Origin of the sequence: Mesorhizobium qingshengii (assembly GCF_027563465.1) — a bacterium.
GTDB classification, from domain to species: Bacteria; Pseudomonadota; Alphaproteobacteria; order Rhizobiales; family Rhizobiaceae; genus Mesorhizobium; species Mesorhizobium qingshengii_A.
This window is the reverse complement of the sequence record NZ_JAPFQA010000001.1, coordinates 213362-234109: the sequence shown is the minus strand read 5'-3', so window position 1 is coordinate 234109 and position 20748 is coordinate 213362. Positions and strand designations below refer to the sequence as shown.

Annotated in this window: 21 protein-coding genes; 2 read left to right on the top strand and 19 right to left on the bottom strand. The window is 63.7% G+C overall.

The genetic code is table 11. The features are described from left to right. Window positions 1-7: 7 nt before the first annotated feature. Together OOJ09_RS01075 and OOJ09_RS01070 are read right to left on the bottom strand one after the other, a co-directional pair. Window positions 8-1000: a proline racemase family protein gene (locus tag OOJ09_RS01075; RefSeq protein ID WP_269903411.1), complete on the bottom strand. Its 993-nt coding sequence runs from the start codon at window positions 998-1000 to the stop codon at window positions 8-10. A gap of 3 nt (window positions 1001-1003) precedes the next feature. Then, entirely contained in the window at window positions 1004-1684 is a 681-nt protein-coding gene (locus OOJ09_RS01070) for a GntR family transcriptional regulator (RefSeq protein WP_269903410.1), read from the bottom strand. Window positions 1685-1795: 111 nt separating this feature from the next. Between OOJ09_RS01070 and OOJ09_RS01065 the strand changes: the two genes are divergently transcribed. Beyond that, a complete protein-coding gene (locus OOJ09_RS01065) occupies window positions 1796-3226 on the top strand; it encodes an NAD-dependent succinate-semialdehyde dehydrogenase (protein ID WP_269903409.1) in 1431 nt (476 codons plus the stop codon). Between the two features lie 88 nt (window positions 3227-3314). Here OOJ09_RS01065 and OOJ09_RS01060 read toward each other — a convergent pair whose 3' ends face one another. The 13 genes from OOJ09_RS01060 to OOJ09_RS01000 form a co-directional block, all read right to left on the bottom strand. Then, window positions 3315-4274 (bottom strand): xanthine dehydrogenase family protein molybdopterin-binding subunit, encoded by a 960-nt coding sequence (locus tag OOJ09_RS01060; protein WP_269904039.1) that lies wholly within the window; start codon window positions 4272-4274, stop codon window positions 3315-3317. Window positions 4275-4297: 23 nt separating this feature from the next. Then, entirely contained in the window at window positions 4298-5680 is a 1383-nt protein-coding gene (locus OOJ09_RS01055) for a xanthine dehydrogenase family protein molybdopterin-binding subunit (protein WP_269903408.1), read from the bottom strand. 3 nt (window positions 5681-5683) lie between these two features. Continuing rightward, a complete protein-coding gene (locus tag OOJ09_RS01050) occupies window positions 5684-6142 on the bottom strand; it encodes a (2Fe-2S)-binding protein (protein WP_269903407.1) in 459 nt (152 codons plus the stop codon). Between the two features lie 27 nt (window positions 6143-6169). After that, window positions 6170-7030 (bottom strand): FAD binding domain-containing protein, encoded by an 861-nt coding sequence (locus tag OOJ09_RS01045; protein WP_269903406.1) that lies wholly within the window; start codon window positions 7028-7030, stop codon window positions 6170-6172. Between the two features lie 63 nt (window positions 7031-7093). Further along, window positions 7094-7693 carry a biotin transporter BioY gene (locus tag OOJ09_RS01040; RefSeq protein WP_269903405.1) on the bottom strand — a complete coding sequence of 200 codons (600 nt, stop codon included), beginning with the start codon at window positions 7691-7693 and terminating at the stop codon, window positions 7094-7096. Between the two features lie 33 nt (window positions 7694-7726). Further along, window positions 7727-8770, bottom strand: a complete 1044-nt coding sequence (locus tag OOJ09_RS01035) for an ABC transporter permease (protein WP_269903404.1) — start codon at window positions 8768-8770, stop codon at window positions 7727-7729. Continuing rightward, window positions 8767-10284: a sugar ABC transporter ATP-binding protein gene (locus tag OOJ09_RS01030; protein WP_269903403.1), complete on the bottom strand. Its 1518-nt coding sequence runs from the start codon at window positions 10282-10284 to the stop codon at window positions 8767-8769. The genes OOJ09_RS01035 and OOJ09_RS01030 overlap by 4 nt, the downstream gene beginning before the upstream one ends. Window positions 10285-10345: 61 nt before the next feature. Beyond that, window positions 10346-11413, bottom strand: coding sequence for a TMAO reductase system periplasmic protein TorT (gene torT, locus OOJ09_RS01025; protein ID WP_269903402.1), 1068 nt, complete (start codon window positions 11411-11413; stop codon window positions 10346-10348). Window positions 11414-11477: 64 nt separating this feature from the next. Further along, a complete protein-coding gene (locus OOJ09_RS01020; protein ID WP_269903401.1) occupies window positions 11478-12449 on the bottom strand; it encodes a biotin-dependent carboxyltransferase family protein in 972 nt (323 codons plus the stop codon). Continuing rightward, window positions 12439-13314, bottom strand: coding sequence for a 5-oxoprolinase subunit B family protein (locus OOJ09_RS01015; protein ID WP_269903400.1), 876 nt, complete (start codon window positions 13312-13314; stop codon window positions 12439-12441). Before OOJ09_RS01015 ends, OOJ09_RS01020 begins: the two co-directional genes overlap by 11 nt. Further along, window positions 13314-14699, bottom strand: coding sequence for an acetyl-CoA carboxylase biotin carboxylase subunit (locus OOJ09_RS01010; RefSeq protein ID WP_269903399.1), 1386 nt, complete (start codon window positions 14697-14699; stop codon window positions 13314-13316). Before OOJ09_RS01010 ends, OOJ09_RS01015 begins: the two co-directional genes overlap by 1 nt. Further along, window positions 14696-14938 (bottom strand): acetyl-CoA carboxylase, encoded by a 243-nt coding sequence (locus OOJ09_RS01005; protein ID WP_269903398.1) that lies wholly within the window; start codon window positions 14936-14938, stop codon window positions 14696-14698. The genes OOJ09_RS01010 and OOJ09_RS01005 overlap by 4 nt, the downstream gene beginning before the upstream one ends. Further along, window positions 14935-15741, bottom strand: a complete 807-nt coding sequence (locus OOJ09_RS01000; RefSeq protein ID WP_269903397.1) for a 5-oxoprolinase subunit PxpA — start codon at window positions 15739-15741, stop codon at window positions 14935-14937. Before OOJ09_RS01000 ends, OOJ09_RS01005 begins: the two co-directional genes overlap by 4 nt. 290 nt (window positions 15742-16031) lie before the next feature. Here OOJ09_RS01000 and OOJ09_RS00995 point away from each other — a divergent pair, with 290 nt between their 5' ends. Then, a complete protein-coding gene (locus OOJ09_RS00995; RefSeq protein WP_256750057.1) occupies window positions 16032-16937 on the top strand; it encodes a LysR family transcriptional regulator in 906 nt (301 codons plus the stop codon). A gap of 161 nt (window positions 16938-17098) precedes the next feature. Here OOJ09_RS00995 and OOJ09_RS00990 read toward each other — a convergent pair whose 3' ends face one another. Genes OOJ09_RS00990 through OOJ09_RS00975 form a run of 4 tightly spaced genes read right to left on the bottom strand, consistent with a single transcriptional unit; the run spans window position 17099 to window position 20747 of the window. Then, on the bottom strand, window positions 17099-17977 hold the full coding sequence (locus OOJ09_RS00990) for an SMP-30/gluconolactonase/LRE family protein (protein ID WP_269903396.1): 879 nt from the start codon (window positions 17975-17977) through the stop codon (window positions 17099-17101). Window positions 17978-18022: 45 nt separating this feature from the next. Then, window positions 18023-18985, bottom strand: a complete 963-nt coding sequence (locus tag OOJ09_RS00985) for a 3-keto-5-aminohexanoate cleavage protein (protein ID WP_269903395.1) — start codon at window positions 18983-18985, stop codon at window positions 18023-18025. Next, the gene (locus tag OOJ09_RS00980) at window positions 18982-19929 is read right to left on the bottom strand and encodes a 3-hydroxyacyl-CoA dehydrogenase (protein ID WP_269903394.1); all 948 of its coding nucleotides are present in this window, start codon (window positions 19927-19929) and stop codon (window positions 18982-18984) included. The genes OOJ09_RS00985 and OOJ09_RS00980 overlap by 4 nt, the downstream gene beginning before the upstream one ends. A gap of 11 nt (window positions 19930-19940) precedes the next feature. After that, window positions 19941-20747: an SDR family oxidoreductase gene (locus OOJ09_RS00975; RefSeq protein ID WP_269903393.1), complete on the bottom strand. Its 807-nt coding sequence runs from the start codon at window positions 20745-20747 to the stop codon at window positions 19941-19943. Between the last annotated feature and the right edge of the window lies 1 nt (window position 20748).

Genomic DNA, 20748 nt, shown 5'->3' with positions numbered 1-20748 from the left:
TGGTTGGTTAGCGGCATAAGAATCCCTGCGAGAGAGGATCGCCTTTCTCGAAGAAGATGGTCTGGGTCGAGGTGATGAAGGCGGCGCCTTCGATCTCGACAATCATCGCCTCCCGGCCTTCGGCCCGGACGCGCTTTTGCAGGCGCGCCTCGAACGGAATGCCGAGGATGTTCCTGGCGTGGTAGGTCTGGTCGGGGCCGATGAGCCCCTTCTCCAGCAGAAAAGTCAGCCGCGCCGAGGTCCCGGTGCCGCAAGGCGAGCGGTCGAACTTGTTCGATTCCAGAACAAGGAAATGCGTCGCCGAGTTCTCGCTGTCGTCATCGTAGAAAAGCACGCTCGGCGCGGCCGCGCCGGCAAACAGCGGCATGTCCTGCGTTGCCGCCTTGATCGCGTCCTTGATCCGGGCGCCCGCCCGCATCAGTGTCGATGCGCTGTCCGGAACAAGCTTGAGGCCGAGCGGCGCGGCGTCGACGAGCGCATACCACATGCCGGCGTAGACGATTGCGGCATCGACCGAGCCTAGCTCTTCAACGGCAACGCTCAGATGCTCGAGCCCGACATAGCTTGGGACATTGGCAATCCGCACGCGGTCGAGCGAACCATCGCCAGCCCAGATCAGATGAACCGTGACGATGCCGGCCGGCGTTTCCAGCGTGAAGCTGTCACCGGTGTCAGCGCTGATCTGCCCGGTGAAGGCCAGCGTCCTGGCATAGCCGATCGTGCCGTGACCGCACATGTCGAGATAGACATAGGACGAGATGAAGAACGCGCCATAGTCGGCGACATCGGAGGCGACCGGCACCAGGCCGACCATGGCCGCATGACCTCGCGGCTCATGCAGCAACGCCGGGCGGAGATGGTCAAAGTGCTGACGGAAATGGTCCCGCTGATCCCGCACGCTCAAACCGGCAAGCTTCGGGACACCGCTCAGGATGACTCGCGTGGGATGACCGGCCGTATGGGAATCAATGACGCTGAACGCTGACGAAATGGTGGTCACGAACTAGCCCTCTCCGAAGGCGTCGCGAATGCCGGCCCGCATGCTCTGCCAGATTTCCCGAATGAGGTTTTCGGTCATCGCCTTGGCGCTTTCGCCATCGCCCTCGGTGATCGCGTCGTAAATGCGAGCCGTGTCGTCCAGGGAGAGCTGGATGATCTTCGGATCCTGCTCGTAGGCGTGATAGCGATACCGCAAGGCCTGCTTTTCGAGCCCGCCCAGCAGGCGCGTCAGGGTCTTGTTGCCGGCAAGATCGTAGGTCAGAAAAGATCCGCGCACGTCGACGATGAAGAACTGCCGGGCGTCGTTCCTGGACTGCGCCTCCTTTAGCTCGGACAGCAGAATCTTGAACTCGGCTTTCTTCTCGATGTCGGTGGATTCGGCGGCCTGCTTGGCGACCAGTCCTTCCAGCTCGATGCGGCACATATAGACCTCATCGAAGTCGCGCTGCGACATCGGTGAAACCCAGATGCCGCGCCGGGCCTCGCGCATCACCAGGCCATCGCGCTCGAGCAACCTCAAAGCCTCACGCACCGGCGACCGGCTGACGCCGTATCGTTCGGCGACCATTTCCTCGGTCAATCGCTCCCGGGATTTGATGCGGCCGAAGATGATCTCCTCCTCCAACATCTCGGCGAGATTCTCGGGGATGGCGACCGACAATTTCTGAATGCGCGCTAAAATCATGTCGACACCATACTGTATACAATGTACAGGTCAAGCCATCGCGGTAATTTCTTTTGACGTGCAATCTGCCGGCGGCCTTCCGCGGACCACCGGGCTGGAAAGGGCCAGGACATGTATCCAGAGACGATCGAGCTGCTGATTGACGGCGCGTGGTGCCAGGGATCGGACGGCAAGTCCGAACCATTGATCAATCCCGCCACAGAAGAGGTGCTGGCAACCGTGCCGCATGCCACTGAGACCGATCTCGACCGCGCTCTTTTGGCCTCGGCCAAGGGCTTCAAGCTGTGGAAGGCCATGACCGCGATGCAGCGCTGGGCGATCATGGACAAGGCCGCCGACCTGATCGAACAGCGCAAGGACACCATCGCCCGCATACTGACGATGGAGAATGGCAAGGCGCTGGCCGAGGCCACCGGCGAGGTGCAGTTCGCCGCCGATGCGACCCGCTGGTACGCGGAAGAAGGCAAGCGCGCTTACGGGCGCATCGTCCCTGCCCGGCTGCCCGGCGTGCGGCAGATGGTGTTCAAGGAGCCGGTCGGACCGGTGGTCGCCTTTGCCGCCTGGAACTTTCCGGCCAGCAATGTCATCCGCAAGATTTCGGGCGCGCTGGGCGCAGGATGCTCGATCATCCTGAAGCCGGCGGAGGAAACGCCCGGAACCGCCGTGGCCATCGCCCGCTGCTTCCAGGACGCCGGACTTCCGGCGGGCGTGCTCAACATCGTGTTCGGCGAACCCGCCCGGGTCTCGTCCTATCTGATCGCCTCGCCGATCCCGAAGAAGGTCTCGCTGACCGGCTCGATCGCGGTTGGAAAGCTGCTGCAGAAGCAGGCCGCCGACACGTTGAAGCGCTGCACCATGGAGCTCGGCGGCCACGCTCCCGTCATCGTTTATGAGGACGCCGATCTCGAAAAGACACTCGATACGGTCGTCGCATTCAAGTTCCGCAATGCCGGCCAGGTGTGCACCTCGCCGACCCGTTTCTACGTGCATGAGGCTGTCTATGACCGCTTCATCGACGGCTTTGCCGCCCGCGCCGAAAAGCTCAGGATTGGCGACGGCCTCGACACAAACGTGCAGATGGGCCCGATGATCGCGCCACGGCGGCTGGATGCCATGGACGCTTTCGTCAGCGATGCAATGGCGAAAGGCGCGACCGTCGTCACCGGCGGCAAGCGCATCGGCAACAAGGGCTATTTCTATGCCCCGACATTGCTGAGGGACGTGCCTGACACCGCGCGCATCATGGCCGAGGAACCATTCGGGCCGATCGCCCCGACGACCCCGTTCTCAACCTTCGACGACATGATCGGGCGGGCAAACTCACTGCCTTACGGACTGGCCTCGTTTGTGTTCACCCGCAACCTCAGCCTTGCCCAAAAGACCGAGGCGGCGCTGGAAGCCGGCATGGTCGGCGTCAACCATATGATGGTGTCGACACCCGAAACGCCCTTCGGCGGCGTCAACGAATCCGGCTATGGCTCGGAGAGCGGCATCGAAGGCCTCGACGCCTACCTGCGGACGAAGTTCGTGACGGAAATGTAGTTGCCGCCCGTACTTCGGCCACAACCGCTCGCTGGACGCAGCCCCGACAGACGGCCATTTGCGCGCTGGGAGGCCATGGGAGGATCCCTCATCGATCAGTGGGCCGGGGCCTCATCAGCACATTGTCCCACCAGTTGCCGGCGATGTGAGGCAGTTCGACGGCAGGTTCCCTGCCCAGCAGAAGCCCCAGCACGCGCGGCGGCGTGAGCGGCATTTGCTGGACACGGCGCCCGGTGGCGTTGGCGACGGCGCAGGCGACGGCTGCCGGGGGATTGAGAATGGGCACCTCGCCCGCGCCCTTGGCGCCGAGCGGGCCAATGGAAGGCGCGCCTTCGTAGAGGTCGATCTCGACAGGCACGGTATCCAATGCGAGTGGAACGCGATAGGTCTCGAGGCTGTCCTGCCGGATGCACCCGTCCTCGCCGATGGTATGCTCTTCATGCAGCGCGTAGCCCAGTCCCTGCGTGACCCCGCCCTGGATCTGCCCGTGGATGGCGCGTGGGTTGAGCGCCCGGCCGACATCCTGCACCACCTTGTAGCTCAGGATTTCGACATGGCCGGTGTCGGGGTCCACCGCGACCTCGCAATCATGGACGTTGAAGACGGGAATATCGATCGCGTCGATGAAATGGCCCGCCGCGCAGCCGGGCATCGCCGGCACGCCAGGATTGGTGAACGAGCCGCTGCCGACAACTGGACCCGTCAACCGGTGTGCGTGCTGGACGGCCTGGGCAATGGTCATCCCCGATCCCTCGATCCCGGCGATCTCAACCCGTCCATTGCGCAAGACCAGCCGTTCCGGCTGGGTCTGCAGCAACTCGCTCGCCGTATTCAGGATCTTGTTGCGTACATCCGCGGCAGCGGCGAGGCTCGCCGCGCCGACGGAGACGGTCGTGCGGCCTCCGCCGACGCCGAGATCGAAACCGGCTGCATCCGTATCGGCATTGCGAACGATCACGTCATTCGGATGAATCCCGAGCTCATGGGCGACGATCTGCGGCAACGCCTGCACCATCGTGCCCTGGCCAAGCTCGACCCCGGCGGTGATGAGCGTCGCGCTGCCGTCGGCATTCAGGTTGATGGTGGGCCGACGAAGATGAACCAGGTGCCCACCACGGTGGCCCGGCCGTAAAGGCGCCCGCCCGCCACGGGCCTCTTGCTGGGAGACGCTTCCCGCAGCTTTGCCATGCGATCAAGCATCGGGCCGAGCACGTCGCCTTCGAAGACCTGGCCCGTCGCGCCAAGGTCTCCGTCGCCCAGCACGTTCCGCCGCCTGAATTCGAGCGGATCCATCCCGATGGCCTGGCAGATCTCGTCCGTATGCCGCTCCAGTGCGAATGTGTTGTAGACACCGTTGCAGGCGCGAAAGGCGCCGTTGGGGGGAGTGTTGGTGTAGACCGCACGGCTCGCCAGCTTGACCGAGCCAAGCCTGTAGTTGCCGCCGAGCGTGTGCGCCGTCATCGTCGTGAGGAAAATCTGCTCGCCGCCATAGGCGCCGCAGTCCATCAGCACGACGGCCTCGCGTCCAGCGATGTCGCCACTTTTGGTCACCGCGGATCGGATCTTGATTTCGGCGTTTTCGCGGCAGAGGCAGGTCAGCATCTCCTCCTGCCTCGAATAGACGAGGCGCACTGGCTGCCCGGATTTGCGCGCCAGGATCGCCGCATAAGGCTCCAGCGTACAGTCGAATTTCTGACCGAACCCCCCGCCCACGGGCGGCACCGTGAGATGCACCTGAGAGGCAGGAATACCCAGCAGCTTCGCCGTCATGTTGCGAACCGTCCACGGAACCTGTGTCGACGTCTCGATATGGTAGCGACCGTCCTCGTAGGAGGCGACGACGGCCCGCGGTTCGAGCGAGACATGGTTCTGCCGGCCGACCCGAAAGCAGCTCTCCACGACCACGACGTCATCGCGGGCGAACGCCGCTTCGGTATCGCCCCGGACCACCGTCGCTTCCCAGGCAACGTTGCCGCCACGAGCGCCGCCTTCGAACAGAACTTCGTAGTTTTTCCAGTCGGGGTGAACCAAGGCAGCGCCAGGCGCCAGCGCATCGGCCATGGTGAGCACGATGGGAAGGGGTTCAAGTTCGACTTCGATCGCGCGTGCCGCCGCCTGGGCCTGCTCGTAGGTGTCGGCGGCGACCGCGGCGATCTGCTCGCCATGAAAGCGGATGACGCCCGAGGCGAAGAGCGGATGGTCGGCGATGCCGATACCGTGCATTCCCGGGGCGTCTTCGGCAAGCGCTACGGCGCGCACGCCCGGCATTTGACGGGCACGCGTGATGTCGATCTTCAGGATGCGGGCCGACGCGACCTCCGATCGCAGGATCGCAGCGTGAAGCATGCGCGGCAGCATGCGGTCGACGGTGTAGCGCGTACGGCCGAGCAGCTTGTCGCGTGCGTCGCGCCGCGGCAGGTTCATCGTGACGTTTGACGGGTCCGCGATTGCCATTGCTCAGCTCCGCTTCGCCAACGCCACGGCCGCATCGACCAGGTGCTCATAGCCGGTGCACCGGCAGATGTTGCCGACGAGCGCCGCCTTGATTTCATCCCTTTCGGCCCGCGGGTGCTCCTGGAAGAAGCTCGTGAGGACCATCAGGATACCGGGAAAGCACATGCCGCACTGGACGACGTCGTGCTCTTCCATGATCCGCTGCAGCGGCGATAGCTCGCCCGCCGTCGCAAGCAATTCGACCGTGCGCACTTCTCGTCCCTCGACCGTGCCGAGCGGCACCAGGCAGGACACGACCGGCTGTCCGTCGAGGTGGACGGTGCAGGCGCCGCAGAAGCCCTCGCGGCATGCGACTTTCGCTCCCGTCAGATGGAATTCGTCCCTCAACACGTCGACAAGCGGCGTGAGCGGTTCGGCGCGCGAAACTCGATCTTCACCATTGATCACGAGACGCAAGGACATCGGCTTGATCTCTTCCGGGTACGAGCTTCAGGACTGCTCTTGAAGGGCGAGCACGGCGCGGCGCACGAGGCTGGGAAGCACCTTCACCCGGTACCAGCCAGGCGCCTCGACGCCTTCGCGGCCAAGAAAATCTGCGCAAAACCGCTCGGCTTGTTCGGTCGCGCGGCGTGGATCGAGGCTTTGGCCGACAAGGTTTGTTTCGAGCTGCTCCCAGCGGCGCGCAACGGGTTCGACCGAGCCCACCGCCACCCTGGCGCTTTCGACGACACCGGCCGGGTTCAAGGTCGCAGCCAGGCTCACGATTGCCACGGGGTAGTCCCCTGCCTTGCGCAGCGGGAGCCTTATATGGACCGAGCGCCGCGTCGTGCGTGGAACGATCACGCGGCGGACGAGACGGTCGGGTTCGATATCTGTCCTCACCTCCAGGAAACGCTTGACCGTCATCCGTTCGGACCCTTTCGCACCTTCGATTTCGAGTTCGGCATCGAGGCATAGCAGGGCAGGCACCAGATCAGCCGCGGCAAAGGCCGAAGCGCAGAGATTTCCGCCAATCGTGGCAACGTTGCGGACTGCAGGATTTGCGGAGTTGGCGGCGGCCTGCGCCAGCGCCCGGCATTCGGGCAGGGCCCCAAGCGAGCGTGCCACTTCGGCATGGGTCACGCAGGCACCTATGCTGATCTCGCGATCGAGAATATCCAGCCGCCGCAACTCGTCGATCCTGGAAATCGCCACATAGGACAGGTCCCGCCGCTCGTGCCTGAGCGGGGCCCGCATGATCCAGGTCGCACCGGCAAGAGCTGCTCCAGCCGACCCGCGATCGGCAAGAGCGGCTATCGCATCGGCCAGCGACGTCGCTGCATGGAAGCGCTCTCCATTCTGTCCGGGCACGCTATCGGGTCCCCCCTGCCGGATGGATCTGAGGATCGCTGCGCAACCCTGGCAATTGCAATTTCAGTGATCGCCGTCGCGCGTCCGGCCAACAAATTTCCAGGCCAGCGGCAGGACCGCGGTGGCAAGCGCCAGCTTGAGCAGATCGCCAAGGACGAAGGGCGTGAGGCCCCAGGCCAGGATCGGCTTGTCCCACCCAACGACGGTGCCCAGCCAGGAAAGTCCGAAGGCATAGATGACGACCGTTCCCAAAAGCATGGAAAGCGCCGTCGTGACGATCCTGCGATCCCAGCCGTGGCTGGCGAGGAAGCCGCAAAGTGCCGCGGCGGGCAGATAGCCGAGGAGGTAGCCGCCGGTCGGACCGACCATATAGGCGAGACCGATGCCTTTCTCAGGCGTTCCGGCGAAAACCGGAAGCCCGAGCGCGCCTTCGATGAGATAGAGAGCGACTGTGGCAGCGCCCAGCCGCCATCCGAAACTTGTTCCGATCACCAGGACGACAAAGGTCTGCATGGTCATCGGTACTGGGTAGAACGGAACCTGCAGTTTGGCCGACAGCCACAGCGCCAGCGATCCGGCGATGGCCAGAACACCGTTCCTGAGCGCCGTCGTGCGGCCAGAGAAGGCCTGTTCTGCAAGCGTGGGATAGGTTGAGGAAATCATGGTCTTTCCTTTTCGGTGTTTGAGTGATTGCCGTCAGCGGTCGCCAACCAGCATGCGGTAGCGGAATTGGTCGAGGATCACGGCGAGCACCAGCAGCGAGCCAAGCAGCACCATCTGCATGTACGAGCCGATCTGGGCGATGTTCATGCCATTCTGCAGCAGCACGATGAAGAAGGCGCCAAGAACGACATTCTCCACACGGCCGAGCCCTCCCCGCAGGGAAACCCCGCCAATGACACAGGCGGCAATCGATTCCAGCGCGATGGTGCCGCCAAGATTGGTTTCGCCGGACTCGACCCGGGCCGTGAGCAGAAGACCGGCGAGAGAGGCCAGCAGCGCGCACAGGACATAGGCCAGGAACAGCACCCGCTTGGTGTTGACGCCCGAGAGGTTGGCCGCCCTGACATTGCCGCCGACCGCGTAGATGTGAGAACCCAGTTTCGTTCGGTTCATCAAGAGCCAGATGCCAACGATCGCCAGCAAGGCGATCATCACCGGCACGGGAATGCCGAGCACCCGCCCGAAGCCGAAGAAATTACCGAAATCGTAGGGCAGTCCGGATATCGGAACGCCGCCGGTCAGGAACAGCGCGATGCCCGCGCCGACCGACTGCACGCCAAGGGTCATGATGAAGGGCGAGACGTCGAACTGGGCGATGCCGAGGCCGTTCAGGCACCCGATCAGCAGAGCGGCACCCAGTCCCGCACCGGCGCCGAGCAGGATCGCCAGCCAGATCATGTCCGGCATGACCGGCGCCAGCGCGACCATCGCCATCGCCGACACAACCGAAGTCATTGCGATCGCCGTGCCAACCGAGAGATCAAAACCTCCGGTGATGAGGACCAGCATCTGACCCAGCGAAACCAGAACCAGATAGACAGACTGCCTGGCGACGTTGGTCAGGTTCTGGATCGACAGGAACTGGTTCGAGATCAGGGAGAAGACGACCAGCGAAAAGACCAGGAAGAACGGCAGCACCCCGACACGCAGGAACACGTATCTTATGGCCGCCAGCAGAATGTTGGCGCGGGTTCGCGGCGCCCCTGCATCCTCGGTTCGGCTGCTCTGAATGGTCATGGCTGGATACCCGTCTCCGCAAAGAAATATTTCAGGACATTTTCCTCCGCGATCTCGGTGCCGGTGAGCTCGGCCGACACTCTGCCCTTCGAGAAGACCAACAGGCGGTGCGTAAGGTTCATCACCTCCGGCAGGTCGGAGGAGATCACCACCACCGCCTTGCCGGCCTCGGCGATCTCCTTGATCAGCCGGTAGAGCGCGGCGCGGGTGCCCATGTCGACGCCGACCGTCGGCTCATCGAAGATGTAGATGTCCCGCTCCTCGCCAAATCCCTTGCCGAACAGCACCTTCTGCTGGTTGCCGCCCGAAAGTTTCGAGACAATGCGGCCCATATGGGCCGAGGCAATGCCGACGCGCTCGCCAATCTTGTCGGCCAATGCCCTGGCGCGACGCGGCGCAACAATTCCGAGGCGCCCCACGATCTCGGCCCGGCCGAGCAGGTTGAGCTTGATGTTCTCGCGTGCCGTTGCCGCCAGTTGCAGGCCCTCGCCCTTGCGGTCAGGCGGCAAATAGTAGACGCCGCCGCGCAGCATATGCCTCGTCGCCGCATGGGTCACGTCGCGCCCCTTCAGCGTGACCGTGCCTGACCGGATCGGCTGCAACCCAAGAACGCTGCGCCAGATCCGCGACTTGCCGCTGCCGACCAGGCCGGCAACCCCCAGGACCTCGCCGGCACGCACGTCGATATCAACGCCATGAAAGCCGGCGCCGTGCATCCGGCGCAGCGTCATCAGCGTCCTGCCATCCGGCTGGCGGCCGATCTCGGGATAGATCTGATCGATCGCCCGACCGGTCATCAACTCGACAAGCGTCTTCTCGGAGGTGTCGCGCGCCGACACCGTCCCGATCAGACGGCCGTCACGGAGCACGCTGATGTTGTCGGCGATTTCGCGGAATTCCTGGATGCGATGTGAAATGTAGATGATGCCGACGCCGTCGGCCTTCGCCTTGGCGATGAAGGCGAAAAGCTTGCGCGTTTCCTTCTCGGTGAGCGAGGCGGTCGGCTCGTCGAGGATCAGGACCCTCGCCTTGCCAAGAAACACCTTTGCGATCTCCACCATCTGCTGCTCAGCGCGCGACAGAGTGGAAACGCGCCGGCGGATGTCGATCTCGAAGCCCAGGTCATGGAACAAAGCGCGTGCACCCTCGGCCATGGCGCGCCGGTCGGTCAAAGGACCGCGCTTGAGCTCGCGGCCGAGATAGACGTTCTCGAAGACACGCAATGTCGGGATCAGCGAGAATTCCTGGAACACCGTGCCGATGCCATGTCTGGCGGCGTCATGGACCGAGCGCAGGTCGACTTCCTCTCCATCGATGCGCAGCGAACCGGATGTCGGCCTGTAGAGGCCGGAGAGGATCGAGATGAGCGTCGACTTTCCAGCACCATTCTCGCCGAACAGCACATGAACCTCTCCACGCTGGAGCCTGAAATCGACGCCATCAAGAGCCTTGACGCCGGGGAACTCCTTCGAGATCCGGGTCATTTCCACCAGTGGGGTGTTTGCGTTGTCCATTTGCCAACCCGGTCGATCCGGTCCCGCCTTGCCTGGCGGAACCGGACAGCGCTTGTCGCGATCAGTTCACGTTGAAGACCGGCTTGTAGCCATCCGGCGGCAAGATGTTCGTCGGCGAAACGTCCTTGATATTGGACGGATCGACAACAAAGATTTTCGGACCGACGTGCTTGATGTAGTCCTTGCCTTCCAGGATGCGGACGGCCTGGTCCACGGCAATACGGCCCTGGATGACCATCGAGTCGGCCGGGGAAGCGAGGATGAAGCCGCGCTTGATGCCCTCATAGACGCCAGGCGTCATGTAGAAGGAGAGCAGGTCGACCTTGCCTTGCAGGCCGCGCTCGCGAATGACGCCCTGCGCGGCTTCCGCCGTCACCGCGGTGCCTGCGATGTAGCGGATGTTCGGATTGGCCTGCAGCGCGTCCTCGACGAGCTTCAGCTGAACTTCCTTGCCGGTGTCACCGAACTTGGGTTCCAGCACCTTGACCGCGGAGCCCTTGACGGCGTCGAGGAAGCCTTGGTTCGCCGCGCTCACCCAGCCAGCGCCCGCCGGTCCGGGGAACCAGCCCACCTCCACCTCTTCGCTGCCCGCCGGATGTTTCTTGGCCAGATAGGCGCCGGCTTCCGAACCCATCGTGTAGAAGGACACCAGCGACTTCGCCGAGATGTCCGGCGACGAGATGCCGTTGATGACGTCGATCACCGGGATGTTCTTCTTGTGGATTTCCGAAACGAGATTGTTGAGGCCGTCGGCGGAGATCGCGCCGATGACGACCGCTTGCGCGCCGGCGGCGACGCAATCCTCGATCTGCGAAATCTGCTTGTCGAGCTCGGTGTAGCCGCCAGCTTCGAACAGGTTCATCTTGACGCCGAGCCGCTTGGCCTCCTCCGCCACGCCGTAATCGACACCAAGCCAGTAGGCGTCCTTCATATGCGGAAAGGAGACGCAGATGTTCCAGGGTTTCGACGCCTTGTCGAGCGGCACGTAGGTGACATCGACCGACTTGCCGTCGGCCGCAAAAGGCGGCTCGATCTTGGCCGCGTCGTATGGATACCAGTCGGCGGCATAGGCGGCGCCGGTAATCAAAGTCGCCGCCGTCACAAGCATCATTCTTCCGAGATTTTTCATGTCATTCCCCTTTCTTGTTATCGGCCGCCGCCTCGAGGACGGTTCGGCCGCACTTACCCAAATGTCAGTTGAAAACGCTCCTGATCCTGTCGAGCAATGCCGCCCGGTCGGCGCGGGCCTTCAGCGCGCCGTCCATGTCGACCTTGACGAAACGCGTTGGCGTGTTCGGCTGCAGCTGGCCGATCAGGTCCATGTCGGCCGAGACCACCGTGCCGACCATGAAGTAGCCGCCACCCGAGACCGCGTCGCGATGCAGGATGATCGGCTCGGTGCCGCCCGGCACCTGGATCGAACCGTAGGGGTAGCAGCTGTCGACGATGTTGGAGGGATCCGAGCCGGCCCCGAACGGCTGGTCGCGTTCGACGAATTGCAACGGCCGGCCGCCGCGGAAGCGATAACCCATGCGGTCCGCCTCGGGCGCCACCTTCCATTGGTCGTCGAAGAAGTTCTGATGCGACTGCTCGGTGACGCGATGCCAATAGAGGCCCGGCAGGACCCGCAGTTCGGCCGGCATTCCCGGTCGCCGACGCAAGGCTTCCGGGACGCTTTGCCCTTCCTTGCCGGAACCGGCGTTGCCGACGGGCAATTCGTCGCCCTTGGCGATGGCGCGTCCCTTGAAGCCGCCCAGCGCGCCGATCGGGTAGGTCGAGCGGCTGCCGAGCGCGATCGGCACGTCGATGCCGCCAGCGATTGCGATGTAGATGCGCGCGCCTGTCTTCAGGAAGCCAAAGCTCAGCACCTGGCCAGCCTTGACCTTCAGCCCGGTCCAGGACGGCTTCTCCTCGCCGTCGAGCTTGATCGGCATGTCGGCACCGCTCACCGCGATCAGCGCGTCGCGGGTGAATTCGAGCTGCGGCCCGATGAACACCGCCTCGAGACCTGCCGCACCCTCGTCATTGCCGACGATCAGATTGGCGGCGCGCAGCGCCAGCCGGTCCATGGCACCGCCGATCGGGATGCCGAGATGAAAATAGCCGGGACGGCCGAGATCCTGAACCGTGGTCGAAAGCCCCGGATTGAGCACCTTAACGGCCATTGATCATACCCTCCAGCCTGGCGTTGTAGCCGTCGATGTCCTTCTGGAATTCACGCAGGTCGAAGGTGACGTCACTGATTGCCGGGGCAAACCGGCCGGCGGCGACTTCCTCGACGGTATGGTCGTATTCCTCGCGGCCGATCGGCTTGAACTTGACGATGTCGCCTGGGCGGAAGAACACCATGAAGTCACGGAGGTAGCTGGTCTTCTGCTCCGGATCGAAGATCGGCATCGGCGTGATGCCGAACATCTGGTAGCCGCCGGCGCCACGCACGGAATAGATGCAGGAAAAGCAGCCGCCATAGCCGATGGTGAGCTTTGGCGTGTCGGTGCGCGGCCTGAGATATTTCGGCACCTGGATCTGCCGCGGCCGGTCGACCATCTGGTACATGAACGGCAATCCGGCGACGAAGCCGACCATCGACACGAACCACGGCGAGCCGGCATGGGCGGCGATGAAGTCGTCGACGGTCGAGTAATTGTTGATGCGGGCGGCGTATTCGAGATCGGTGGCCTGCGGGTCCTGGTGCCGCTCGCGGAAACGCATCAGCGTCTCGTGCGTCCAGGGATCCTGGTAGAAAACAGGGATTTCGATGATCCTGGTGGCGATCACCGGATCGGTCTTGCTGGCCGCACTTTCGATGGCCTGCACCTCGCGCAGCATGTCATCGGGCCGGATGATGTCGGGATTGAACTTGATCTGGAACGAGGCGTTCGCCGGGCATATCTCGGTCACGCCTCTGATCTGGCTGTCGCGCACGGCATTGGTCATAGAGAGGCTCTTGAAGAACGCCTCCAGCGACATGCTCTCGTCGCATTCGACGAAGAGATGCTCGTCGCCACCGAATGAATAGCGGTTCTTCATCAGGCCACCTCCCTCGCGCCGCCTGCCGAAGCGGCGAATTTCGTTTCCAGCCAGTCCTCGAGAAAACGCGTATGGAAGCGCCCCGCCGCCACGTCGGCATCGGCGGCGAGCGCCTGATGCAGCGGCACCGTCGTCGGAATGCCGGTGATCCTGAGACCGGCAAGTGCCGTGCGCAGCTTCGCCAGGCAGGCGGCGCGATCGGAGCCATGCACGATGAGCTTTCCCAAAAGCGAATCGTAGAAGGGCGGCACCGTGTAGCCGGCAAACAGCATGGTGTCGAAGCGGATGCCCTCGCCCCGCGGCACGACGAGCGTTTCGACGGTGCCAGGACCGGGCATGAAACCCCTGTGCGGATCCTCGGCGTTGATCCGGCATTCGATGGCGTGGCCGGCAATGGAAATGTCTTCCTGCCTGACCGACAGAGGCTGGCCACCGGCGATGCGCAGCATCTCCTGCACGAGATCGAGACCGGTGATCATCTCCGTCGCCGGGTGCTCGACCTGGATGCGGGTGTTGACCTCGATGAAATAGAAGTCGCGGCTGGCGTCGTCGTAGAGATATTCGACCGTTCCGGCACCGCTGTAGCCGACCGAGCGCGCCAGGGCGACGGCGCTGTCGCACAGGCTTTCGCGCACATCGGCCGGCAGTCCGGCGGCCGGGGCTTCCTCCCAGACCTTCTGCCGGCGCCGCTGCAGCGAGCACTCGCGCTCGTAGCAATGAACGAAATTCCTGCCGTCGCCGAGGATCTGCACCTCGACATGACGCGCCTTCTCGATAACCTTCTCGATGTAAAGGCCGCCGTCACCAAAGGCCGCCGCAGCCTCGGCCGAAGCTTGCGGGAAATGACGCTCGAAGTCCTCGAGGGTGTGTGCGATGCGGATGCCCCTGCCACCGCCGCCAGCGGCCGCCTTGATCATCACTGGAAAGCCGATGCGCGCGACGATCGCCGCCGCCTCGGTGATGTCGGAGACGCGCCCGTCGCTGCCGGGCACGGTGGGCACGCCGGCCCTGGCCGCGACCTGGCGCGCCACCACCTTGTCGCCAAGCAGCCGGATGGCCGAAGCATCCGGTCCGACGAATTTCATTCCCGCTGCAACCACGGCTTCGGCGAAGTCGGCATTCTCCGACAGGAAGCCGTAGCCCGGATGGATGGCATCGACCTTCGCCGCCCTGGCCGCCGCGAGCACCGCCTCGATGTTCAGGTAGGATTTCTTCGCCGCCGGCGGTCCGATGTCGATCGCCTCGTCGGCCAGTTGCACCGCCAGCGAGCCCGCATCGGCGTGGCTGTACACCTGCACTGTCCTCAGCCCCAGGGCCTTCGCCGCGCGGATGATCCGCACCGCGATCTCGCCTCGATTGGCAATCAGGACGGAACTGATGGTCATGCCTCGACCTCGGCAAGCGCCTGGCCGGCCATGACCGCATCGGCATCGTCGACGAGAAAACGGATCGCCTTGCCGTCGATGCCGGCCGTCACTTCATGGAAAGACTTCATCACCTCGACAATGCCGATCACATCGGCGGCGGAAACGGCGTCGCCATCGTTCTTGAACGGCGCGCTGTCCGGCGACGGCCTGCGGTAGAACATGCCTGGCAGCGGCGACTTGATTTCGGCTTTGCTCATTTTGATCCCCTTGCGGCATGGGTCTGTTGGGCGGACACTTCCGACACCGGTGCGATCCGGATCCCGTTCGCGACCAAGGCGGAACGCATGGTGGCGGCGATCTCCAGGCAACCCGGCGTGTCGGAATGAAAGCAGATCGACTCGAAATCGATGTCGATGTCGGCGCCATCGACGGTGCGGACCTTGCCCTCGAGACAGGCGCGCACGACCTTGTCGGCAATGCCGGCCGGATCGAGCTTGCCAACATGCCGCGTGAAAACGATCGAGCCGGAGCGATCGTAGTCCCGATCGGCATAGAATTCCCTGATGACCGGTTGGCCGGCCTCGAGGGCGGTGCGATAGGTCTGCGACATGCCCATGCAGAAGACGAAGGCATTGGGCGCCACGGTGCGCATCAGCTTGATGAAGGACCGCGACAGCGCCTCGTCGGCGGCGAGTTCCATGTAGAGGGCGCCGTGCGGCTTGACGTGCTGCAGGACGGCGCCATGACGCCGAGCAAATTCCCTGAGCGCTCCGATCTGATAGACGATGTCGTTGACGATCTCGTCGCCAGTGCCGTTGATCTTGCGGCGGCCAAAACCTTGCAGATCCCGATAGCCCGGATGCACGCCGATGCCGACGCCGTGCTGGGTCGCAAGCCGCACGGTGGCGTCCATCAGATTGGGATCGCCAGCGTGGAAACCGGCGGCGATGTTGGCGGAGCTGATCAGTTCCATCAGCCTGGCATCGTCGGTGTCGCTCAGCCGCCATTGGCCGAACGCTTCACCCATATCGCAATTGATGTCGACAACCGTGACTGGCACGTTGCTCCCTTTGCATTTCATGCGCCGATCGATAGCGCGGTTCCCGTCTTCTTGTTTTTTTGAACGTTAACGCGGGAGCGCGGCATTGGAAAATTCTATTCTCAGAATTTCACTTTCTGATTTTCAGATACCCATGGGAGATGCGACTGGAAGAGAAAGCGCGCGATACAGCCAGAAACGGCGACATCCATTGCGACTCAAAAAGGCAATGGCTGCTCAACGAAATTGCGTGTATCGTATTTTCAGAAAATACTCCCCACTGATATCAGATAAACGGAAAGCTGCGTCCTTTGCCAATCAGCCTGCGCCAGATCCGCTATTTCGTCTCGACCGCCGAGCAAGGCCAGATTTCGCAAGCAGCGGTCGACCTCGCCATTTCGCAGTCGGCAATCACCACGGCGATCAAGGAACTGGAGAGCGAGGTCGGCGCCGACCTGTTCGTCCGCTCTCCCCAGGGCATGGAACTGACCGCCGCCGGGCGACAGTTCCTGTTCCACGCCTATGACATCCTCAACAAGGTCCAGGAAGCGACCAGCCTGAATGTGCCGGCGAACACCCTAGAGGGCAGCCTAACCGTCGCGGCGACCTATACGGTGATCGGCTATTTCCTGCCCAACCACCTGGAGAAGCTGAAGCGAAATTTCCCGAAGCTCGACATCCAGCTTTTCGAGCTCAACCGCGAGGCAATCGAGGAGGGCCTTTTGTCCAATCGGTACGACATCGCCGTGCTGCTCACCTCGAACGTGCTCAATCCGGATCTGACGACCGAGACATTGATGGGTTCGCGGCGGCGGCTCTGGGTCGCCTCGAAGCATCATCTGCTGCAGCGGGAATCCGTCGGCCTGAAGGAAATTTCGCAAGAGCCCTACATCATGCTGACCGTCGACGAGGCGGCGCACACCTCACTGAAATACTGGAGCAAGACACCCTATCAGCCGTCGGTCACGCTGCGCACATCCTCCGTCGAGGCGGTGCGCTCGATGGTCGCCAACGGACAAGGCGTCGCAATTCTCTCGGACATGGTTTTGCGGCCATGGTCGCTGGAAGGCAAGCGCATCGAAACGCTGGTGCCGAGCGACCCGATCCCGGCGATGGATGTCGGCCTGGCTTGGCGCCGCAATGCCCAGTTCACCCCCGCCATGGAGGCGTTTCGGTCCTATTTCAGGCAGACGTTCTACATTCCGAACAGTCGTTAGCGCTCGCACGCGGACACAGGTTTGAACGCCCTGGCCCTCCGCGAGGCTGAACGCGATCTGCTTCGGAGGCAATGACGTCTGCGATCATCCGATCAGTCAGGACAGAGCGCGGACGGCGAAGGTGTCGAGGCGAATATGGCGACGGAGGTGCCGCCCCCTTTTTACCCGGCAAACCTGGGCTCGGCTATTCCGGTCACGCCGAGACCGGTGATGGCGAACAGGCTGCCGCGCAAGACACCGTCGCCGGGAAATCGCGGCAGCGGCGGCTTGGCCATCGAGGTGACGTACAGGGTGTCGAGCTTTGGCCCGCCGAACATGACGCTGGTGATCTTCTTCACCGGCATGTCGATGATGCGGTCGATGCTGCCGTCCGGCGCGTAGCGCACCAGGCGACCGTCATAGACCAGAGCATTCCACAGATAGCCTTCGGCATCGACGGTCGAGCCATCGGCCGCGCCACCCCGGCTGGTGTCGACGCGGGTAAAGGTGCGGCGGTTGGTGGCCGCGCCGGTGGCGATGTCGTAGTCATAGGCCCAGATCTCGCCGGTCCAGGTGTCGGCGAAATAGAAGGTGCGATCGTCGGGGCTCCAGCACGGCCCGTTCGAGCAGATGATGCCGGAATCGATCCTGGTGACGGAGAAGTCCGCGTCGAGCCTGTAGAGACCGCCGGACGGCCCCTCCTCCATCGTATCCATCGAGCCGGCGAAGAAGCGGCCGCGCCGGTCGACCTTGCCGTCGTTGAGACGGTTCATCGGCCTGTCCGGCTCGGGATCGTGGATCAGCGTCACATCGCCGGAGGCGAAATCAAGCAGATGGAAGCCACGCTGCAGTGACACCACCGCGCCGCTGCCATCCTTGCGCAGCGCCATCGAACCGATCTTCATCGGCACGTCCCAGCAGCGGATCTCACGCCCGTCGGCGGTCGCCCGGAACACACGACCGTCGAAACTGTCGATCCAGTAGAGACGCTCCTGCTCGACATCCCACAGCGGGCCTTCGCCCAGTGTGGTCTTCACGTCCACCACGACTTCGATCTTCATACCGTCCTCCTCTGTTTGGCGCCGCGCGGCGATTGGTCAGGCGCGTCAGAAAGCGACCTTGTCGCCGCCCTTCAATGACAGGATCTCGCGCGCCTCGTCGGGCGTCGCCACCTCCATGCCAAGCCCCTCGATGATCTTGCGCGCAAGCAGCACCTGTTCGGCATTGGACTTCGCCAGTCTGCCCTTGCCCGCCCACAGGCTGTCCTCCAGCCCGACGCGGATGTTGCCGCCAAGCGCTGCCGATTGCGCGGCGATGCGAAGCTGGCTGGCGCCGGCGCCCAGCACCGACCAGCGGAACTGATCACCGAACAGCCGGTCGGCGGTGCGCTTCATATGGGCGACGTCTTCCGGATGGGTGCCGATGCCGCCGAGCAGGCCGAACACCGACTGCACGAAGAAAGGCGGCTTCACCAGCCCGCGATCGGCGAAATGGGCGAGGTTGTAGAGATGGGCGATGTCATAGCACTCGAACTCGAAGCGCGTGCCGTTGTCGTAGCAGGTGGCCAGAATGTATTCGATGTCCTTGAACGAATTGCGGAAGACCAGGTCGCGCGTCGCTTCCAGATGCGGCTTTTCCCAGTCGAACTTGAAGGTCTCGTATTTGTCGGCGAGGTGATAGAGCCCGAAATTGATCGAGCCCATGTTGAGCGAGGCAACTTCCGGTTTGAACTGGGCGGCAGGGCGCACGCGCTCCTCGACCTTCATGTAGGGACTGCCGCCGGTGGTGATGTTGATGGCGGCATTGGTGCCTTGCTTGACGCGCGGCAGGAAGCGGGCAAACGCCTCCGGCGTCTGGTCGGGCTTGCCGGTCTCCGGGTCGCGGGCATGCAGATGCAGGATCGCGGCCCCGGCTTCCGCCGCGGCGATCGCCTCGGAGGCGATCTGGTCCGGCGTGATCGGCAGATAGGGCGACATGGTCGGCGTATGGATCGCCCCGGTCACCGCGCAGGTGATGATGACCTTGCCCTTGACCTGCGCGGTACCCGGCTTGCGGTTTGTTTGCGTCATTCTCCGAACTCCTGATCCGATTTTCTTTTGTGCGCCGCAAGCGCCATCAGCCGGCGATCACGCCACACCTGCCGGGCGCCGAGACTGTCGCGCGGCAGGCGCTTGCGACGGTCGGCCTCGACGACCGCCATGACCTCGCCAGCCCAGTCGACGCGGCGCAGCATCTGCGGGAAGATGTTCGAATAAATCGACTGATAGCGCTCGGCATAATCGCGCACGCCGCCAGGCGCATTGAGGTCAATGGTCTCGAACGGCCCCATGAACGACCAGCGCAGCGCCAGCCCGTCGCGGATGCCGATATCGACATCCTCGACGCTGGCGTAGCCGTCGGCGACGAGCCTGAAAGCTTCCTCCAGCAATGCGCCTTGCAAGCGGTTCATGATGAAGCCGTCGAGCTCGCGCTTCATCACCAGCGGTGCATGGCCGGCGTCGATAAGGAAGGCACGGGTCCTTTCCAGCGTCTCGGCGGACGTCCACGGCGCCGGCACGACTTCGGCCGCCGGGATGAGATAGGGCGGGTTGATCGGATGCACGACCAGGCAGCGGTGCCGTCCCCGCAGATGATCGGTGAACTTCGACGGCAACAGCGCCGAGGTGGAACTGGCGATGACCGTTTGCGGACCGGCAAGGGTATCGATCAGGGAGAACACCTCCCGCTTCACCTCGATGTTTTCGGGCGTGTTCTCCTGGACATGGGCAGCATCGGCCAGCGCTTCCGCCAGCTCGGCGACAATGGCGATGCGGCCGAGCACGGTGTCGACGGATTGCCCGCGCAGCAGGTCGTTCGCGGCGAGGTCGCCGAGCACGCCGGCAATGTAGTCGCGGGCACCACCTGTCGCGGCGGGCGACTGGTCCCACATCCGCACATCATGGCCGGCGCGGGCGAAGCTGATCGCCCAGGCCCGCCCGATGAACCCGCTTCCGACAATCGCGACATTGGCCATGGATCGGTTCCTCAAAGTGTTTCGACATTGCCGTCGACGCCGAGCGACTGGCCGGAAATGTTGATGCCAGAATCGGACAGCAGGAAGGCGACCATCGAAGCCACATCATAGGGGCTGGTCATGCGGCGCAGCGAGATGTTCTGCAGATAGCGCCCGGTCATCTCCTCGTGGCTGATGCCGACCTGCTTGGCGCGCGCCGAGATGACGCCTTCGATGCGGGGCCCCTCGATGATGCCGGGCAGGATGGCATTGACCCTGATGCTGTGCGGCCCAAGCTCCTTGGCGAGGCTCTGCGTGAAACCGATGACGCCGAACTTGGCCGCCGAATAGGGCGTGCGGAACGCGTAGCCGTGGCGGCCGGCCGCCGACGACATCGACACGATCGAGCCGCCGCCCGCCGCCTTGATCAGCGGCACGGCGCGCCGCGCGCAAAGGAACTGGCCGGTCAGGCAGATGTCGATGCAGCGCCGCCAGTCGGCCGGATCGATCTCGTCGACACCGCCTGTCGGCCCGGCAATGCCGGCATTGTTGATCAGCGCGTCGAGCCCGCCGAGCTTTTCCTTCACGGCCTCGAACAGCCGGTCGACGTCCGCGTCGCGCGAGACATCCGCCTTGATTGCCGCGACCAGGTCGATCCTGTCCGGAGCGGCGGCCAGCGCCTCGTCGGAAACGTCGCAGACGACGATGCGCGCCCCGAGCCGCGACAGCGTGTCGGCGATGGCAAAACCGATGCCGCCGGCGCCCGCCGTCACCAGCACGCGCTGGCCTTTCAGCCCGCCCAGAAATTCGTCCGCCGATGCGGGTGCCTTTGCGCTCATG

Excerpts from the sequence above, each read along its gene's own strand:
- OOJ09_RS01070 (WP_269903410.1), bottom strand. The coding sequence starts at position 1,684 with ATGATTTTAGCGCGCATTCAGAAATTGTCGGTCGCCATCCCCGAGAAT.
- OOJ09_RS01065 (WP_269903409.1), top strand. The coding sequence starts at position 1,796 with ATGTATCCAGAGACGATCGAGCTGCTGATTGACGGCGCGTGGTGCCAG.
- OOJ09_RS01055 (WP_269903408.1), bottom strand. The coding sequence starts at position 5,680 with ATGGCAATCGCGGACCCGTCAAACGTCACGATGAACCTGCCGCGGCGC.
- OOJ09_RS01050 (WP_269903407.1), bottom strand. The coding sequence starts at position 6,142 with ATGTCCTTGCGTCTCGTGATCAATGGTGAAGATCGAGTTTCGCGCGCC.
- OOJ09_RS01040 (WP_269903405.1), bottom strand. The coding sequence starts at position 7,693 with ATGATTTCCTCAACCTATCCCACGCTTGCAGAACAGGCCTTCTCTGGC.
- OOJ09_RS01035 (WP_269903404.1), bottom strand. The coding sequence starts at position 8,770 with ATGACCATTCAGAGCAGCCGAACCGAGGATGCAGGGGCGCCGCGAACC.
- OOJ09_RS01030 (WP_269903403.1), bottom strand. The coding sequence starts at position 10,284 with ATGGACAACGCAAACACCCCACTGGTGGAAATGACCCGGATCTCGAAG.
- torT (WP_269903402.1), bottom strand. The coding sequence starts at position 11,413 with ATGAAAAATCTCGGAAGAATGATGCTTGTGACGGCGGCGACTTTGATT.
- OOJ09_RS01020 (WP_269903401.1), bottom strand. The coding sequence starts at position 12,449 with ATGGCCGTTAAGGTGCTCAATCCGGGGCTTTCGACCACGGTTCAGGAT.
- OOJ09_RS01015 (WP_269903400.1), bottom strand. The coding sequence starts at position 13,314 with ATGAAGAACCGCTATTCATTCGGTGGCGACGAGCATCTCTTCGTCGAA.
- OOJ09_RS01010 (WP_269903399.1), bottom strand. The coding sequence starts at position 14,699 with ATGACCATCAGTTCCGTCCTGATTGCCAATCGAGGCGAGATCGCGGTG.
- OOJ09_RS01005 (WP_269903398.1), bottom strand. The coding sequence starts at position 14,938 with ATGAGCAAAGCCGAAATCAAGTCGCCGCTGCCAGGCATGTTCTACCGC.
- OOJ09_RS00990 (WP_269903396.1), bottom strand. The coding sequence starts at position 17,977 with ATGAAGATCGAAGTCGTGGTGGACGTGAAGACCACACTGGGCGAAGGC.
- OOJ09_RS00985 (WP_269903395.1), bottom strand. The coding sequence starts at position 18,985 with ATGACGCAAACAAACCGCAAGCCGGGTACCGCGCAGGTCAAGGGCAAG.
- OOJ09_RS00980 (WP_269903394.1), bottom strand. The coding sequence starts at position 19,929 with ATGGCCAATGTCGCGATTGTCGGAAGCGGGTTCATCGGGCGGGCCTGG.
- OOJ09_RS00975 (WP_269903393.1), bottom strand. The coding sequence starts at position 20,747 with ATGAGCGCAAAGGCACCCGCATCGGCGGACGAATTTCTGGGCGGGCTG.